Raw genomic sequence first — 16,874 nt, forward strand, 5'->3', positions numbered from 1 at the left:
GCTTATTTTAAAGATGTATAATTTTGAATTTCGGTCTCACAATGGTAAATAATCTGTGACTTTTTCTTAGCTTTTTGAGTAGATTTTCCATTTGATTTTTCACCCTGCATTTTAGCTACCAACCTTGCTCTTTCTGCTTGAATTGCATTTAATTTTACTTCCTGAGCATCGCGATCGAAAAATACAGCCCCTTCTATAATCGTTTTTTCAGCTTTTGCATAAATAGATAAAGGTTCATCGCTCCAAAGCACCACATCTGCATCTTTACCAACTTTTATGCTTCCCATTCTATCATCTAAATGCAATAATTTAGCAGGATTTAAAGTAACCATTTTCAAAGCTTCCTCAACCGGTACACCACCATATTTCATGGTTTTACCAGCTTCTTGATTTAATCTTCGTCCCATTTCAGCATCATCGGAATTAATGGCAGTAACCACGCCCTCACCATGCATCAGTGCTGCATTATATGGAATAGCGTCATTTACCTCAAATTTATAAGCCCACCAATCGGAAAAGGTAGAACCTCCTACGCCATGCTCTTTCATTTTATCTGCTAGTTTGTAGCCTTCCAAAATATGTGTAAAGGTGTTTATTCTAAATCCATATCGCTCAGCTACATTCATTAGCATGTTAATTTCGGATTGCACATAAGAATGGCAAGAAATGAATCTTTCACTATTCAAGATTTCTACAAGCGTCTCTAATTCTAAATCTTTTCGTGGCGGTGTGGCATTATTTTTATCGCGTTTTGACAAACTGTTGTAAGCTTTCCACTCCGCTTCATACGCTCTAGCTCTTGTGAAGGCATCTTCAAAAACTTGCTCTACACCCATTCTCGTTTGTGGGAATCGAACAGTATTTCGATCACCCCAATTCGATTGCTTAACATTTTCTCCTAATGCAAACTTGATGAATTTATCGGCCCAAGAAATTTTCATCTCCTCTGGACTATACCCCCACTTTAACTTTATGATGGCAGAACGCCCACCGATCGGATTAGCTGAACCATGTAACAGTTGAGAAGCTACAACACCTCCTGAAAGTTGACGGTAAATATTGATATCTTCCGAATCAACCACATCCTCAATGTTTACTTCTGCTGTAACTGCTTCAGAACCTTCATTGACTCCTCTACTAATAGCAATATGTGAATGTTCATCTATAATTCCTGGTGTTAAATGTTTACCTGTTCCATCAATCTCTCTTGCTCCAGAAGTAGTTAAACCTTTACCAATTTTAGCAATTTTGCCATTTTCCAATAAAACATCAGTATTTTCTAGGACACCATCAGCTTCATTGGTCCAAACAGTTGCATTTTTAATCAAAATAGTCTCTGATTTAGGTTTGTCGGCATTACCGTGTGCCACGAAAGGATAAACCAAAGGACCTAGTTCGTCCTTCTCCATTTCTTTTTCCTCATCCATTTTCTCATCCTTGGAATCCTCAATAGAAACCTCATCATTTAAAGTAGCAGTCCATTGTACCCAACTTCCATCAGGCATTTTAGCATTTCCGCTTAATCCATCATCATTTAACCATCCAGTCAATCTGATTTTACCTACTTCATCTTTACCCTCGTCTTTAAAAGACAGAGTGATCAACTGCTTTGAAATCTCAGATTTCACATCGTAAGTAGTTGAGTCATTCACCACAATTCCAAATTTCTCTTTTCCAGGATCTCCTTTTACTTCTAGTTGGTACTCATCATTTCCAACAGTTAAAGTGTACTTACCGGCTAATTCAGGTAGGCTATAATCTTGATATTTATAAGGATTTCCTTTAACCCAATTTTCATATATTTTTGTTTCCTTTTTTACAGGACTACCATCAGTAATAATAAAGTTGGCATATTTACCTTTTGATAAACTTCCTAACTTATCACCCATTTTCACAAATTGAGCAGGGTTAAATGTTAAAGCCTTTAAGGCTTGCTCTTCAGCTAAACCAGCTTCTATTGATTGAGAAATCATAGAAGATAGTTTAGACGCATCTTTTAGACCATCAGAAGTAATGGAATAATTAATACCTTTATCCGACAGCATTTTCAAGTTATAAGGCGCCATTTCCCAATGTTTCATGTCTTCCAAGCTAACATTCATCGCGTCAAATGGATCTTCTACATCATAGGCTTCAGGATAATTCACGGGCAGTATTAATTGAGCATTGGTGGATTTAATTTCACCCAATCTTTGGTATTCGTCCCCATTCCCTTTAATTATATATTGGACACCAAACTCATCACCTAATCTATCCGCTCTGAGGACATACAACTTATCGCCACCAGCATCAAAGAACTGAGGGTACCTATTGTTTTGATTAAAGGCATTCAATGAAATATCAAGCATTTCGGTTTGGTTTGCATACCACTTAGCATCCAAATACGTTTGCTTAATCAAGGCTATAGCACCCATCAGTGATGAGGGATTGTCTTGGGTTGAACTTCCTTTATCAAAAGAAAAATGATTAGAAGCAGCTTCTTTCAAGATTATTTCGTTTTCAGGGCCATCATGTAAGGCTATAACAGATCCTGTTCCTCTAACCAAGCCATCCTGATTGTGAGTTAAAACAACACCAAAACCGGCCTTACGCATCTTTTCAGCATCAGTATCTTTATACTCGAAGGCCTCATGAGCATTGAAATAGGATTTAATGGCATCGTTCGCATTATAGGCTCCCTCCTTTTTAGGTCCTAACTGGGGTCCTGGACTTCTTCCGTTTTCCGCTTTTGGCATCCCTATATTACTCGAAAGCTCAATAAAAGATGGGTAAATATGCTTCCCCTTCAAGTCATGTATTATAGCCCCATTGGGAATAGATACATCTTTTCCAACCCCAATTACTTCACCTTTTTGAATTACCAAACTTGCATTTTCTATTACGGTTTGATAATCAAGGTGTACTGTTGCATTAATAAAGGCATGTAAGCCTGGTCTTTCATCCTTAACGCCATTGACCGTATAAGTTTCTTGCGCATTTGCTGAAAAGAACCAAAAGCTCAAACACACTAAAAGTATTTTTTTCATCATTGTTTGTAGTTTTAGATTAAGCAATGAAAATAGTACTTTTTATATAATTAAATAAAATTTATTGAATCTATTATTTTACTGGTGGTTAAGTAGTATTAATGGAAATAAAATTAAAAAGGTATATTTTATTAAAATCGGTGTAATAAAGCCCGACAATCAATTGGCTTTAAAATGAAACAGCACTTTGTTTTACCAATATTATATTATAATTTAATGTAGTTAATCCTATAAATTTTTTAAGAATTATGAGGCGATTTTTGAATAAGCACTTGATATCCATAGCCATATATACGGTTTCAGCCCTTATTTTATTAAGTGTAAGTCTTTCCTTTTATAATAAAAAAGTAATGAGTGATGCCTTAGAAACTCAAGAACAAGCTGACATGGTGGTTAGAGTATCTGAAAACACATTACTGAATATACGACAGATGGACATTAGCGCCAGAGGATATGCTCTAATTCGAGAAGAGGGATTTCTATTTTGGAGTGTAGCTAATGCTAGAAAAGAGAATCGAGAAAACTTTAAAGCCTTAGACAGCCTATTTGCTATACAAGGATATTCCGATCCCGTCAATTATCCAAAATTAAAAGCTGGTTTTAAAAAGTATGCGGACATGTATGAAGAGATGGTTCAGCATTTAAAAAACGATGACTTAGAAGCGTACAAAGCAATATTGAAAGATGATTACGGAAGGACTTTTTGGCCTATTAATGATGCGTTTACATCAAGGTTGTATGAATTTGAGGATGAATTGGTTGCTAAGGCTCAAGCTCGTTATGAAACAGCAATTTTTCAAAATACAATTGTACAACTTTTGCTGCTTTTAATTGGTTTACCGACATTAATATTCATTACAATTAAGCTTAGAAGAGATGAAAAAAATAGAACAGGCTTATTAATTAACCTCAGAGAAAACAACAAAAAGTATTTATTTAATGATGGTGACAATCAATTTAGAGGTGCCGCTAAAATTTTAAACGGCTCAATAGAAAACCTTAAAAAAGCAGCTAACTACGTAAGAAAAGTGGCCTCTGGAGAATTTGATGTGGAGTGGACAGGAATGACAGAAGAAAACAAAGATTTAAACCAGAAAAATCTAGCAGGTCAATTAATTGAAATGAAAAAGCAAATGCAATTGGCTGATATAGACAATAAAAAAAGAATTTGGTCAACGGAGGGGCTCTCTAAATTGACCGAAATCATAAGAAATAGTGAACAAGATACGAAACAATTGACTTTTGAAGCTACAAAATATTTGACACAATATTTGGGAGCTCAACAAGGTAGTCTGTTTATTTTAGTTCAAGATGAAGAAGATACAAAGCAAAAACATTTGGAACTATCTGCAGCCTATGCTTTTGACAGACAAAAATTTATAAAGAAGAAACTTGAAATAGGACAAGGATTAGTTGGCCAAACATATCGGGAAAGGGAAACTTTATTACTAACAGAAATTCCGCAAGACTATACTATCATTAAATCCGGCTTGGGTGACTCTACTCCCACTTGCTTGGCAATCGTCCCTATGATGTACAACGATAATGTACAATCTCTAATAGAGCTAGCCTCTTTTAGGAAATTCGAAGAACACGAGGTTAAATTTCTGGAAAAAGCCGGTGAATATGTTGCCTCTGCTATTGCCACCACTCAAAATAATGAAAAGACAAGAATCTTGTTGGAGCAAATGCAACAGCAAGCAGAAGAAATGAGGGCTCAGGAAGAAGAGTTAAGACAAAATATGGAAGAATTAGAAGCTACGCAGGAAGAGATGAGAAGAAAGGAAAAAATGATGGAGGAGAAAATGCAAAATGCTGATAGTATTAATTAGAGATTCTTAGAATTTAGCGATGAAGGAATACGGACCATTAGTAAAAAGCCAATGCCAACAGCAAAAAACAGGCCTAGCGCAATAGTACTGTTTCGCATACTTCCCGTCCACTGTTCGATAAATCCATAGGAGAAAGTACCAATCACAACCGCGAGTTTTTCTGTAACATCATAAAAGCTAAAATAAGAAGCTTGATCCCTTGTCTCCTGAGGCATTATTTTGGCATATGTACTTCTAGAAAGAGATTGAATTCCACCCATGACCAAACCCACCACAAATGCCAAGATATAAAACTGATAATCTGTGTAAACATAATAGGCATATATACAGATGCCCACCCAAATAGCTAACATGATTAGTAGTGAAGACTTATTACTACGAATTTTAGATAAATATGCAAAAGCATAGGAACCAATAATTGCCAATGCGTTAATGATAATGATAGTCAAGATTAATTTATTTCCAGGAAGATTAAGTTCTTTGCTTCCGAAAGAGGCAGCCATATACATGACCGTTTGTACTCCCATGCTATAAAAGAAAAATGAAGTGAGATAATACTTCAAAATAGGTTGAGACTTAAGCTCATTAAAGACTTTAATAATTTCCCTATAACCACTAGCAATAATTGATTTAGAATAATCTATCACTACTTTGGGCTCTTTCAAAGTATTAAACGTTATTTGGGCAAAACCCATCCACCACAAACCCACAGTTAAAAAGGAAAACCGAGCAATCAAAGCCGTACTATCTAAACCAAACCACTGAGGGTTAGATATACAAATCAAATTAGCAATCAGCAGCAGGATACTACCTACATAGCCCAAAGAAAAACCCCTAGCACTAACCATATCGTGCTTGTCTGGAGTAGCAATAATAGGTAAAAAGGAATTGTAGAATACTATACTTCCAGTGTACCCGATGCTTGCAAGAACCGAGCAAATTATAGCCCATTCCACATTTTCCCCGGTAAAAAAGAAAAGACCTATACAAGATAAGGAACCCAAATACGTGAAGAATTTCATATAAGACTTCTTAGTAGAAGAATAGTCTGCAATACCTGAAAGTAAAGGTGATAAGATGGCTACGACTAGAAAACTAAATGAAATAGCAAAGGAATACAAAGCTGTATTTACAAATTGAAAACCGAAGAAATCGACCACATCACCGTCAAATGCGTTTTGAGTGGCAGTATTGTAAAAGACAGGAAAAATAGACGACTTAATAACAATGGCATAAACTGAATTAGCCCAGTCATACATACACCATGCATTAATTGTCTTTGAATTATTCAATTTCAAGATGCATAATTTTAATTACCCAACAGAAGGCATAAAAAAACCTCATTCCGTTTAAAGAAATGAGGTTTTGAATAAAATGGTCAATATTACAACAAAGAGTTTTCTTTATCTCTGTTGGTCAATTTTAAAGTATTGTACATCAACTTACGTGCATTTGCTTTTCTCAACTGCTGCTGAACATCCGATAAAATACCCATCTTTGCTTCACTATCTACTTTTAATGCAATAGTAATTTTATCTCTTTCAGCTTCAGATAATTTATCTTTCTCTTTTGCTACCCAAAGAAGTACATCCCTTGGCTCTATAAACACATCGTTAGCTTGTATTTTAGCTTCTCCACCAAACTTTTCAGTTTGTTTGGGCTTCCCGATGTATAAATAACTAACCAAAGACTTTCTTTCGATCTTCTTCAATTGTTCAGCTTTAGGTATTTTTTGTTCCACCTTGATTTCAGTTTCTCTCAATACCGTAGTCACCATGAAAAAGAAGAGGAGCATAAAAATAATATCCGGTAATGCAGCGGTAGGAATATCCTGACTTGCACTCGTTTTTTTCTTAAACTTTGACATAATTTATCCTCCTATGTTAGTTGGTTCCGCAATAGAAATCGCCATTGGAATCTCATCATCTCCCTGACCTTTACCCTTATCGTAAAGAGCTTGTTCCTTAGGGTCTTTCAAATTTAACGCTCTGTATTCTTCAGCTGTAATACCTGCTCTATCCGCATAAATTTGATAGTAGGCTCCTTGCAACTGATCTAATACATTGATATATATCTCATAACTTGTTCCTCTATCTGTCTTAAAGGAAACAATTGCATCTTGTGGACTTTCCGCCAATTCCGGATTTTCGTTTGGATTCAAGACATGTTCAATTAACATCTCTTTTATCTGAGTGTAATCATCCAAACGCTCACCTTCTACCAAAAGTCTATCTGCTGAATTGATAGCAACCTTAAAAAGATTTCTCTCCTTAATTTTAACATCAATTTCTTCAGCATCGTCCTTCTCAGGAGGCAAAGTTAAAGTCAAACCTTTATCAGATGCAATGGTAGTAGTTACAAGAAAGAATATTAACAATAAGAATGCTATATCGGCCATTGAACCGGCATTCACTTCTGATGTTGCTCTTCCTTTACTTCTAGCCATTATTTTACAATTTTTCTGATTTCAGAATAAATAATAGATATCACCGCAATGCCCATCAATAAGTAAGTAGTGATTAATACGCCACCTATTACTCTTGAAGAAGTACTTGTAATATCAAATTTTATATATCTAGCAGTTACTTCATCGCCAGAAACACTCCAGCTGACTAAGTAAATTACACCGATTATCACTATACCCAAAGCAGACTTTAAAAGACTCTTTGGATTATCCAGCGCATTAATTAGTGGTAAAACTATTGCTCCTAAAGCAGCAACAATTACCAATAAGTATGAGCCGTATAACATTATATCAACAATTTCCATTTAGTTAAAGTTTAAAGGTTAAACTTACTTAGTAAGATTGTGCTTTACTAAAATATCAACTAAAGCAATAGAAGCATCTTCCATTTGATTCACTAAAGAATCTACTTTAGAAACGCAATAGTTGTAAAATAATTGTAGGATAACAGCAACAATCAAACCACCTACTGTTGTTAAAAGGGCTACTTTAATACCTCCAGCAACCAAAGATGGGGAAATATCACCAGCTTCTTCAATTGCATCGAAAGCACCAATCATACCAATTACAGTACCCATGAAACCTAACATTGGAGCTAATGAGATAAATAATGAAATCCAAACCAAACCTCTTTCTAAACGTCCCATTTCAACAGAACCATAAGAAATAACTGATTTTTCAACCATCTCAACGCCTTCTGACATTCTCATCAAACCTTGAGTAAAGATAGATGCCACTGGACCTCTAGTGTTTTTAGTCACTTCTTTAGCCGCTTCAACACCACCTTGGTTTAATGCATCTTCTACATTAGCCAATAATTTGTTAGTGTTTGTAGTTGCTAAGTTTAAAGTGATGATTCTTTCAATAGAAATAGCTAATCCTAAGATCAAACATATTAAAACTACTGACATGAATTCCCATCCACCTTCAATGAACTTCTCTTTTACAATCTGGTGAAAGCCTTGCTCTTCTACTACTTCCTCCTCATCTACAACTGTAGTCGGCATTGTATCTGCTTCCTCAACAGCGGCTGTGTCAGTTACCTCTGCGGAATCTCCTTCCATCGCAGTTGTATCATTTTCCATTTCAGAGGTTGCTTCCTCATCCTGAGCAATTGCATTGCCATTAAAACCGAATACTAAAGCTCCGGCCATCATCATTAAAACAAATAGCTTTTTCATAGTTAAGTTGTTTGTAATTTTCTTTTTTAGTTAATGTATGTTAGTTATAATGAAACTAAGTCCAATTTTACACAAATATCCACAAACAGAAAATTTTTTTAGCAATTCTTTAACCCTTTAAGTTAAATAATAATCATTTACTTAAAATATTAGACCAAAAAATTGAACAAAATGCGGAGAAGGAGGGATTCGAACCCTCGGTACCCGTGAAGGCACACTCGCTTTCCAGGCGAGCCCGATCGACCACTCTGGCACCTCTCCTTTGTTTGTCAATAATTATTTATCACTTGAACTCTTTTCAAACGTGCACAAATAAATTAATAATTTATTCTCCATGCAAGCCCATTTTGCCAAATGGTAAATATTAATCTATTATTAACATGCAATTCAGTTGCAAATAGAATGATTGCAGTTTATAATTATATTATTCCATGCAACATCCTCCTTCTATTTATTCCATTTCCCCTCGAAGCGGTTTAATTAGATAGCTTTGTTGCATTTCTTTGGTGTGTGCATGGCTTAACACATACATCATTTTGGTGATTGCAGCTTCGGTTGTGATGTCACTCCCACTTATTACACCAATGGACTGCAAATCCATACTTGTTTGATAACGACCTTGAATCACCTTCCCTCCCATGCACTGTGAAACATTCAAAATCAGAATATCTTTTTCAATGGCTCTATTTAAAGCATCAATAAACCATTTTTCGGTGGGTGCATTCCCAGACCCATAGGTTTCTATTACTAATCCTCTCAAGCCTTCAATAGATAAAATCCCGTCCACTAGGGATTGTGATATTCCAGGAAATACCTTTAAAATGGCTACTTCTTGTTGAATATTCTTTCTAACTTTTAATTCGGCCTCCGTTTGAAATGGCCTTAAAGCTGAAAAATTATATTCTATAATGACTCCAGCTTCAGCCAAAACAGGGTAATTTTCGCTTTGAAATGCATCAAATTGTACGCTTTCAACTTTTTTCGAACGATTCCCTCTAAGTAGAAGATTATCAAAATAGATACAAACTTCAGATACGATGGGTCTATGGTTTAACTTCTGGCTGGCGATCTCTATTGCTGTAATTAAGTTCTCCCTGGCATCGGAACGTGCAGCGCCTATTGGTAATTGAGCACCCGTAAAAATCACGGGTTTATTTAAACCTTCCAACATAAAACTGATTGCTGAAGCAGTGTAGGACATGGTATCCGTCCCATGGATTACAATAAATCCATCGTATTCTTCATAGTAGTCCTCAACCAATCCTGCAATATCATCCCAGTGCTTAGGGCTTACATTGGATGAATCAATCAAATTATGAAACGAAGCCACTGTGATTTTCAGATTAAAATTCTTTAGGGAAGGAACTTCGTCCAAGATATTCTGGAAATCAAAAGGTACTAAAGCTTGATCTTCATTATAAACCATGCCCAAAGTCCCGCCTGTATAGATAATCATCACCGCACTTTCTGGTGCTTTAGGTGTTGCGGTTTCTATATGTATTAGTTTGTATGGCTTTTCCATTTATGCAAATAACTGATTAGCATTTGTTGAAGTAATTTTAACCAATTCTTCTTTGGAAATCTGCTTTAGATCTGCAATTTTTTGTGCAATCAAATCAAGATAAGCCGGTTCATTTCGTTTTCCTCTTTTAGGAGTTGGTGCCAAGTAAGGTGCATCCGTCTCTAAAACGATTCTATTGATATCTATATCAGGAATATGTTCTGCCACCCCCCCATTTTTAAAAGTGACCACCCCACCAATTCCGACAAAAAAATCTAAATCAATCACTTTTTGAGCGTCTACCGCATTTCCAGTAAAGCAATGAAACACACCTTTCAAGGCATCATCTTTCATTTCTTTCACTATTTCGTAGGTTTCATCAAAGGAATCCCTACAATGCAGAATGATGGGAATTTGATGCTTTTTAGCCAACGCAATTTGAATTTTCAGGGCTTCTTTTTGCTCTTCCATCAAGCTTTTATCCCAATAGAAATCCAAGCCGATCTCCCCTACCGCTACAAATTTTCTTTTGTTCAGCCAATCTTCAACCTCGTAAAGCTGTTTTTCAAAATGCTTTTCAATAGAACATGGATGAACGCCCATTGTGGCGATCGTATGGGTGAATCTATCCTCTACTTCCAACATTGGCTCAATTGATTCGTGATCAATATTAGGCATGTAAAATTTCTCAACTCCGGCTTCCACGGCCCTATCCATCATTTCCGGCCTATCCTCATCAAATTTCTCAGCGTATAAATGCGCGTGTGTTTCAATCATCCTTTAGCAAATTTTCTTCCTTTCCATTTTACGGGCAAAGGTAAGAGATAATAGAAAAGAAGTGCAATAGAAATGAAGCCACTGTAGAATTCAAATACAAAAAGATTGCCCAAAGGAACATATTGATTCAATCTTTCTAAAATTTTGTTTATAAATAAACTTTGTAAAGTAATCTTCAAACCAAACAATGGTATAGCCACAAAAGGATTGACAATAATCATTGTTAACATAGCAGGATAATAGAATGCCTGAAAAACTAAAACCATGACCATGAAAGGCGGTAATTTTAGAGCCCCGCTCATCCATCTTTTTCGTTGGTTCATTAAATTCTTAAACCCTTTCACCGCAAATGTCCTAACGAGACTGTCTTCATTGGCTAATTGTTGGTATTTATAACCTTCTTTAGCTACTGCCTGAAACAATGCAAAATCTTCAGTGACAGAAAACGGAATATTTTTATAACCCCCTACTTTGTTGTAAGCTTCTTTACTCACCATCATATTATTGCCCACTGCCGTAACAGGGATCTTCCATCCACTTACTATTTTCACCATACCAAGTGCCAAACTCCAATCTATCATTTGCATACTAGAAAAGAAATCTTTTGCTTTTATAATGGTAAACCCGCTTTGGATTCCAGATCCTTCTTTCCAACATGCTAACTGCTTCATCAACCAACTTGAAGGAACCTCCACATCGGCATCTGTAATCATCATGAATTCTCCTTTAGCTCTTGCTGCCAATTGTTCTAAAACATTGGCTTTTGCATCTAAGTGCTTCACTTTCTCGGTAATGGACAAATAAAAAAAATTATTAGTCTCTTTATCCCATTCCTGTAAGATTTTAGTACTGCCATCAGTTGAGCCATCATCACCCATTAAAACCTCATATTTATCTTTTGGGTAGTCAAGTTTTTCGAGGGAATTAAGAGCGTAATTAACTGTATGGACTTCATCACGGACGGCCATCAGTATGGAAATAAAAGGCAATTCTCCTTCGTAAGGCTTTGGGTTTTCGGCTTTTGGTTTCCACGCCATCCATAATATTAAGTCCATGAAAATTACTAAAAGAATAATAATCAGTAGGCCTAAGAATAGATAGGTCATAGTTTTTTAAATTTGTATCCAATATCGGAAAAATGTTTGAGATACAAAGGTAGGAATTGCAATATTTTATCTTTCGCTTTAAAATTATCGTGAAAAACTATAATACTACCGTTCTCCGAAAACTGAATACTTTTCATGAGTATTTTTTCTGCGGGCAAAGAGATATTGTAATCTTTAGACAGTACATCCCACATGATTAAACTAAACCCTTTTCTTTTCAACTCACGAGCTACTTTAAAATTAATTTGTCCATAAGGAAATCGAAATAGCTTACGTTCTTGATCAATATGCTTTTCTATTTCTCTCTGGCACAGCAATACATTGTTCAAAAAGTCGTCATGACCCGTTTTCCACGCTTTTAAATGATTGAAGGTGTGATTCCCAACGGCATGTCCTTCTCTTAAAATACTTAGGAATATATCAGGATGTTTTCTAACATTATCTCCCACGCAAAAAAATGTAGCTTTGGCATCAAATTGATCTAAAATATTTAAGATTTGTTGTGTTAATTCCGGGATGGGTCCGTCATCAAAAGTAGGGTAAATTAACTTTTCACTGGTATTAATCTTCCACAAAAATGACGGGAACAGATTTTGAATTACATTTGGTGTTTTGAAAAACGCACCATCAAACATGATATTTACAAGCTAATAGCGTGATGTCATCTGACAGAGCTCTTTTCCCAATAAAAGCCTCAATCTCCTTTAAAATGGCATTGATGATTGCTTCAGGAGTGGCAGAAATATAATTACTTAAAATTTCCATTACCCGCTCGGGTCCAAATTCTTCTTCTTGCTCATTGAAGGCTTCAGTCAATCCGTCCGTATAAAGTAAAAGCGTTTGCGGAGTACTAATTTCTGTGCTACCTATTTCTAGAAACGGAATTTCTCTTAATGCTCCCAGTACTAAAGTGCCCGTTTCCAATTTCTCAATTATGCCATCAGAAGATACTAAAAACGGTGGGTTATGACCAGCATTCACATAGGTCAATTTTTTTTCATTCAGATCAATCAATGCAATAAAGCAAGTGATGAAATTCTCTCCATTTGCACTTTCAAAGACTTGATGATTTAAATCATTAATTACTTCTTCTAAATCAGTAGTTTTTCTCAGGAGAGTTCTAAGTGACGCTTGGAAGTTTGACATCAACAAAGCGGCAGGTACGCCTTTTCCTGAAACATCAGCTATACATACTATTTTTCGGTTTTCATCGATTGAAATCCAATCATAATAGTCACCCCCAACTGTATGATGAGGAGAATAGTGCGCATCGATTTTAAAATGGTCACTTTCTGGTAATGATTTTGGAAATAATAATTGTTGAACTTTTTTGGCAATTTCCATTTCCTTGGCTATCACCTCTTGCTCCAACTTCTCTCTTGCCATTTTCTTGTTTTCGATGGCCACCATGATGATATTAGTCAATGCTTGAATGAAATTCAAATGGTTCTCTATTAATTCCTTCTCCTCTGCATTTGCAACTCCACCTAGAAACACTGTTGCTAATAACTCATTTTTATGGAAAACTGGAATTGCTACTTCAAATTCCTCAAAAGGTGAATCCACTAAGTCTGCTGCGAATAGTATTTGCCTTTTATTAATCAAGTGATTAGTACTATTGTCATCAGCAGAATAGTTCTTGGTGGTCCCAAAAGACAACTTTTGCTCCCACAGTCCATTTTCTTGCACCAATAACATGAGTTTACCAAGCTTCAGATTTGCCCTTAAAGTGAAATTGTAGATTTTATAGAGAGAATCTTCAGCCATATTCTCGTTAATCGCTTGAGTAATTTCAAGCAATGAATTCAGCTCCAATTCTTTGAGTTCGTATCTATTCGCTATGTTTAGGGCAGTATCCATAATTGAAATGTGAAGTTAGCAATTAGAAATGATAAATATAATTTTGAATAAAGAAATGGAAAACAGATTACTTTTAAACTTCAAAATATAATATAAAGTCATGCAATTCTGTCTTGCGAAAAAACTGAAAGTTAGAATACAGATGGACGTTTTGGCTTCATGGAATTAATCAATCAATAATTATAAAAAAACTCCGCTCAAATTGAATTAATAATAACGTCCCGGAACAAGATTATTTTACTAGAAAACCGGCATCTAAAAGTCTATTCCCATTTTTCTCATCGAAGACAGCAAAATTAAATCCTTTCTGAAGACAATAAGAGCCAAATTCACCCGACTTATTTAAGGCAATGAAACCAATCTGTGTGGTCGAATAATCTTTTTCTCTAAGCTTAAATTTTTCAAGGATTAGTCGAACAGCGGATTCACATGCAGCTTGTGGTGATTTACCATGCCGCATTTGCTCAACAACTAAATGAGATCCAACCACTCTGATTATCTCTTCTCCGTGACCTGTGGCCACAGCTGCGCCTACTTCATTGTCAACATATAAGCCTGCTCCTATAATTGGGGAATCACCAACTCTTCCGTGCATTTTATAAGCCATGCCACTAGTGGTGCAAGCACCAGATAAATTACCATGAATATCTAAAGCAATCATCCCAATTGTATCATGGTTTTCAATATTTACAACAGGCTGATAATCTGAACTTTTGAGCCATTCTCTCCATTCTTTTTCAGAGGTATTCGTTAATAAATTCTCTTTGGGAAAACCGTGATGTAATGCAAATTGTAGTGCTCCTTCTCCTACTAGCATTACATGTGGGCTTTTTTCCATCACCGCTCTAGCAACAGAAATTGGGTGTTTAATATGTTTCAAACAAGCCACAGACCCTATATTTGCTTTCTCATCCATAATACAAGCGTCTAGAGTCACATTTCCATCTCTATCAGGCCTACCCCCGTATCCAACACTCCGCTCGTCAGGATTGGCTTCTACTCGCTGTACTCCCTTTTCAACTGCATCCAAAGCTCGTCCCTTTTCTCGCAAAATTTCCCACGCATCAGCATTAGCATTAATTCCAAACCTCCAAGTGCTGATGACAATCGGTTTTGTAATTGCATCAGATGGTAAAGAATTAATATTTGACCATGATTTGAAGGGTTTAAATGCAACACCTGCCGCAATTGCCATTCCTGCTTTCAAAAAATTTCTTCTGTATAACTTCATCTCAACACTTTTAAAAATTTAATATATAACTAATTGTGCTATTATTTTCTGTAGCAGTTCTCGATTTAGCAAAAATAATTATAGCATTTAACCACTGTCTCAGGATGAATATAATGAAAAATTGTTTGAATTGGTCTAATTAATATTAGGCATTGAACCAGAGAAAGATCGTGCGAACAACACCATTCCTAAAGCAATTTCTTTTCTGTATTTATTCTTCTAAATTGTGGCAAAAAGAGTAAAATGATATCAGGAACACATAAAGCCGTTGAAGATCCCCGCAATAAGGATATAAAAATCTATATAAATGGGGAATTACTTCCAAGAGAGGATGCAAAAATTTCTGTTTTTGATAGCGGCTACCTGGTTGGGGATGGTATCTGGGAGGCATTCCGCATACACAAAGGAAAAATGCTCTTTGTTCAGCAGCATTTAGACCGTATGTGGCAATCAGCAAAAGTAATTGGATTGCAATTACCATTCACCAAAGAAGAGTTATTGCAAATGGTCCAAAAAACTCTGGATGTTAACAATATGAAAGATCATGTTCATACCAGGGTTATGGTTACTCGAGGAATTAAGAAAACACCTTCTCAAGATCCTAGATTAACTATATCTGGTCCGAATGTAGTGATCATAGCTGAACATAAAATTGCAGCAGAAGATGTTAAGGACAAGGGAATAAGCCTATTTACTTCTACTATTCGCAGAGGATCTCCCGACTATTTGGATCCCAGGTTAAATTGTCATAGTAAATTGCATGAAGTGCAAGCTTTAATTCAGGCTTTGGATGCAGGTGCAGATGAAGCACTTATGCTAGATATTCATGGCTTTGTATCAACTTGTAATGCCACAAATTTCTTTATGGTGAAAGACGGAGAGGTGTGGACTTCAACAGGTCAATATTGCATGAATGGAATTACTAGAGCTAATATTATTCAAGTTTGTCAAGAAAATCAGATTGGATGTAAAGAAAAAAACTTCTCTCTGTTTGATGTCTATGGGGCTGATGAATGCTTTGTAACCGGTAGCTTTGGGGGCGTAACTCCCGTTATAAAAATAGATGGAAAAATCATTGGAGAAGGGGTAGTAGGATCAAGAACTAAAACGCTAAGCTCGCTTTATCAAGAATTAATCGCAAAAGAAGTCAAAGCCATATGAACAATTCCGTAACTCGCATTTCGCTATGGTCAGGACCTAGAAATATTTCCACAGCATTGATGTATTCATTTGCACAAAGGCCAGACACCAAAGTCTTCGATGAACCCTTGTATTCCTATTATCTCCATAATTCTGATGCTAATGAATATCATCCAGGAGCAAATGAAATCATGGAATCAATGGAGTCTGATGGGAATAAAGTAGTAGATATGATGCTAAATTATGCTGAAAAACCTGTGCTTTTCTTTAAAAACATGACTCATCATTTACTTCCTAGCTTGGACAAGGGATTCATGAAATCTATGGTGAATATAATTCTCACCAGGGACCCAGTGGAAATGTTGCCTTCATTTGCTGAGGTTATTGAAAACCCGTCTATAAAAGATGTTGGCTACAAAATGCATTTAGAGATTGTGGAGCAATTGCAGAATATGGATTTACCAGTTATTGTGGTAGATTCTAAATCCATATTGCTTAATCCTGAAAAACAGTTAAAAAAATTATGTGATGCAATCGGAATTCCGTTCGACTCTGCAATGCTGAAATGGTCAAAAGGTGCGATTTCAGAAGACGGAATCTGGGCTCCATATTGGTATAAAAATATTCATCAATCAACCAGCTTTAAGCCGTACAGTCCAAAAAGCTTTCCTTTTCCAGAAAAATTAAAACCTCTATTAGCTGAGTGTCAGCCCTATTACAATCAATTAAGTCAGATGGCGCTATAATTCATCAAAT

The 16,874-nt window shown here is 35.9% G+C and carries 15 protein-coding genes and 1 tRNA gene; 3 read left to right on the forward strand and 13 right to left on the reverse strand.

From position 1 onward, the window contains the following. Positions 1 to 2: 2 nt before the first annotated feature. A complete protein-coding gene (locus tag Q3Y49_RS15270) occupies positions 3 to 3,029 on the reverse strand; it encodes an amidohydrolase family protein (RefSeq protein ID WP_303269343.1) in 3,027 nt (1,008 codons plus the stop codon). Between the two features lie 245 nt (positions 3,030 to 3,274). Here Q3Y49_RS15270 and Q3Y49_RS15275 point away from each other — a divergent pair, with 245 nt between their 5' ends. Continuing rightward, positions 3,275 to 4,858 carry a GAF domain-containing protein gene (locus Q3Y49_RS15275; protein ID WP_303269345.1) on the forward strand — a complete coding sequence of 528 codons (1,584 nt, stop codon included), beginning with the start codon at positions 3,275 to 3,277 and terminating at the stop codon, positions 4,856 to 4,858. Here Q3Y49_RS15275 and Q3Y49_RS15280 read toward each other — a convergent pair. The 12 genes from Q3Y49_RS15280 to Q3Y49_RS15335 form a co-directional block, all read right to left on the reverse strand. Next, entirely contained in the window at positions 4,855 to 6,156 is a 1,302-nt protein-coding gene (locus tag Q3Y49_RS15280) for an MFS transporter (protein ID WP_303269346.1), read from the reverse strand. The genes Q3Y49_RS15275 and Q3Y49_RS15280 overlap by 4 nt on opposite strands. An 86-nt stretch (positions 6,157 to 6,242) precedes the next feature. Beyond that, positions 6,243 to 6,725 carry an ExbD/TolR family protein gene (locus tag Q3Y49_RS15285; RefSeq protein ID WP_303269347.1) on the reverse strand — a complete coding sequence of 161 codons (483 nt, stop codon included), beginning with the start codon at positions 6,723 to 6,725 and terminating at the stop codon, positions 6,243 to 6,245. A gap of 3 nt (positions 6,726 to 6,728) precedes the next feature. Continuing rightward, positions 6,729 to 7,304: an ExbD/TolR family protein gene (locus tag Q3Y49_RS15290; protein ID WP_303269348.1), complete on the reverse strand. Its 576-nt coding sequence runs from the start codon at positions 7,302 to 7,304 to the stop codon at positions 6,729 to 6,731. Further along, complete coding sequence (locus Q3Y49_RS15295) at positions 7,304 to 7,627, reverse strand: hypothetical protein (protein ID WP_303269350.1); 324 nt, start codon at positions 7,625 to 7,627, stop codon at positions 7,304 to 7,306. Before Q3Y49_RS15295 ends, Q3Y49_RS15290 begins: the two co-directional genes overlap by 1 nt. Before the next feature lie 24 nt (positions 7,628 to 7,651). Then, positions 7,652 to 8,503: a MotA/TolQ/ExbB proton channel family protein gene (locus tag Q3Y49_RS15300; protein WP_303269351.1), complete on the reverse strand. Its 852-nt coding sequence runs from the start codon at positions 8,501 to 8,503 to the stop codon at positions 7,652 to 7,654. Positions 8,504 to 8,677: 174 nt separating this feature from the next. Continuing rightward, positions 8,678 to 8,764, reverse strand: a tRNA-Ser gene (locus Q3Y49_RS15305). Positions 8,765 to 8,954: 190 nt separating this feature from the next. Then, positions 8,955 to 10,025 (reverse strand): asparaginase, encoded by a 1,071-nt coding sequence (locus tag Q3Y49_RS15310; protein WP_303269353.1) that lies wholly within the window; start codon positions 10,023 to 10,025, stop codon positions 8,955 to 8,957. Then, positions 10,026 to 10,781, reverse strand: coding sequence for a TatD family hydrolase (locus Q3Y49_RS15315; protein ID WP_303269355.1), 756 nt, complete (start codon positions 10,779 to 10,781; stop codon positions 10,026 to 10,028). Beyond that, positions 10,778 to 11,887 carry a glycosyltransferase gene (locus Q3Y49_RS15320; RefSeq protein ID WP_303269358.1) on the reverse strand — a complete coding sequence of 370 codons (1,110 nt, stop codon included), beginning with the start codon at positions 11,885 to 11,887 and terminating at the stop codon, positions 10,778 to 10,780. Before Q3Y49_RS15320 ends, Q3Y49_RS15315 begins: the two co-directional genes overlap by 4 nt. Further along, the gene (locus Q3Y49_RS15325) at positions 11,884 to 12,522 is read right to left on the reverse strand and encodes a polysaccharide deacetylase family protein (protein WP_303269360.1); all 639 of its coding nucleotides are present in this window, start codon (positions 12,520 to 12,522) and stop codon (positions 11,884 to 11,886) included. Before Q3Y49_RS15325 ends, Q3Y49_RS15320 begins: the two co-directional genes overlap by 4 nt. Next, entirely contained in the window at positions 12,515 to 13,747 is a 1,233-nt protein-coding gene (locus tag Q3Y49_RS15330) for a PP2C family protein-serine/threonine phosphatase (protein WP_303269362.1), read from the reverse strand. Before Q3Y49_RS15330 ends, Q3Y49_RS15325 begins: the two co-directional genes overlap by 8 nt. Positions 13,748 to 13,979: 232 nt before the next feature. Further along, the gene (locus Q3Y49_RS15335) at positions 13,980 to 14,978 is read right to left on the reverse strand and encodes an isoaspartyl peptidase/L-asparaginase family protein (protein ID WP_303269364.1); all 999 of its coding nucleotides are present in this window, start codon (positions 14,976 to 14,978) and stop codon (positions 13,980 to 13,982) included. A 243-nt stretch (positions 14,979 to 15,221) separates the two neighbouring features. Here Q3Y49_RS15335 and Q3Y49_RS15340 point away from each other — a divergent pair, with 243 nt between their 5' ends. Next, on the forward strand, positions 15,222 to 16,139 hold the full coding sequence (locus Q3Y49_RS15340; protein WP_303269365.1) for an aminotransferase class IV: 918 nt from the start codon (positions 15,222 to 15,224) through the stop codon (positions 16,137 to 16,139). Beyond that, the gene (locus Q3Y49_RS15345) at positions 16,136 to 16,864 is read left to right on the forward strand and encodes a sulfotransferase-like domain-containing protein (RefSeq protein WP_303269366.1); all 729 of its coding nucleotides are present in this window, start codon (positions 16,136 to 16,138) and stop codon (positions 16,862 to 16,864) included. The genes Q3Y49_RS15340 and Q3Y49_RS15345 overlap by 4 nt, the downstream gene beginning before the upstream one ends. The last annotated feature ends 10 nt before the right edge of the window (positions 16,865 to 16,874 follow it).

It is taken from the genome of Marivirga harenae (assembly GCF_030534335.1).
Classification (GTDB): Bacteria; Bacteroidota; Bacteroidia; order Cytophagales; family Cyclobacteriaceae; genus Marivirga; species Marivirga harenae.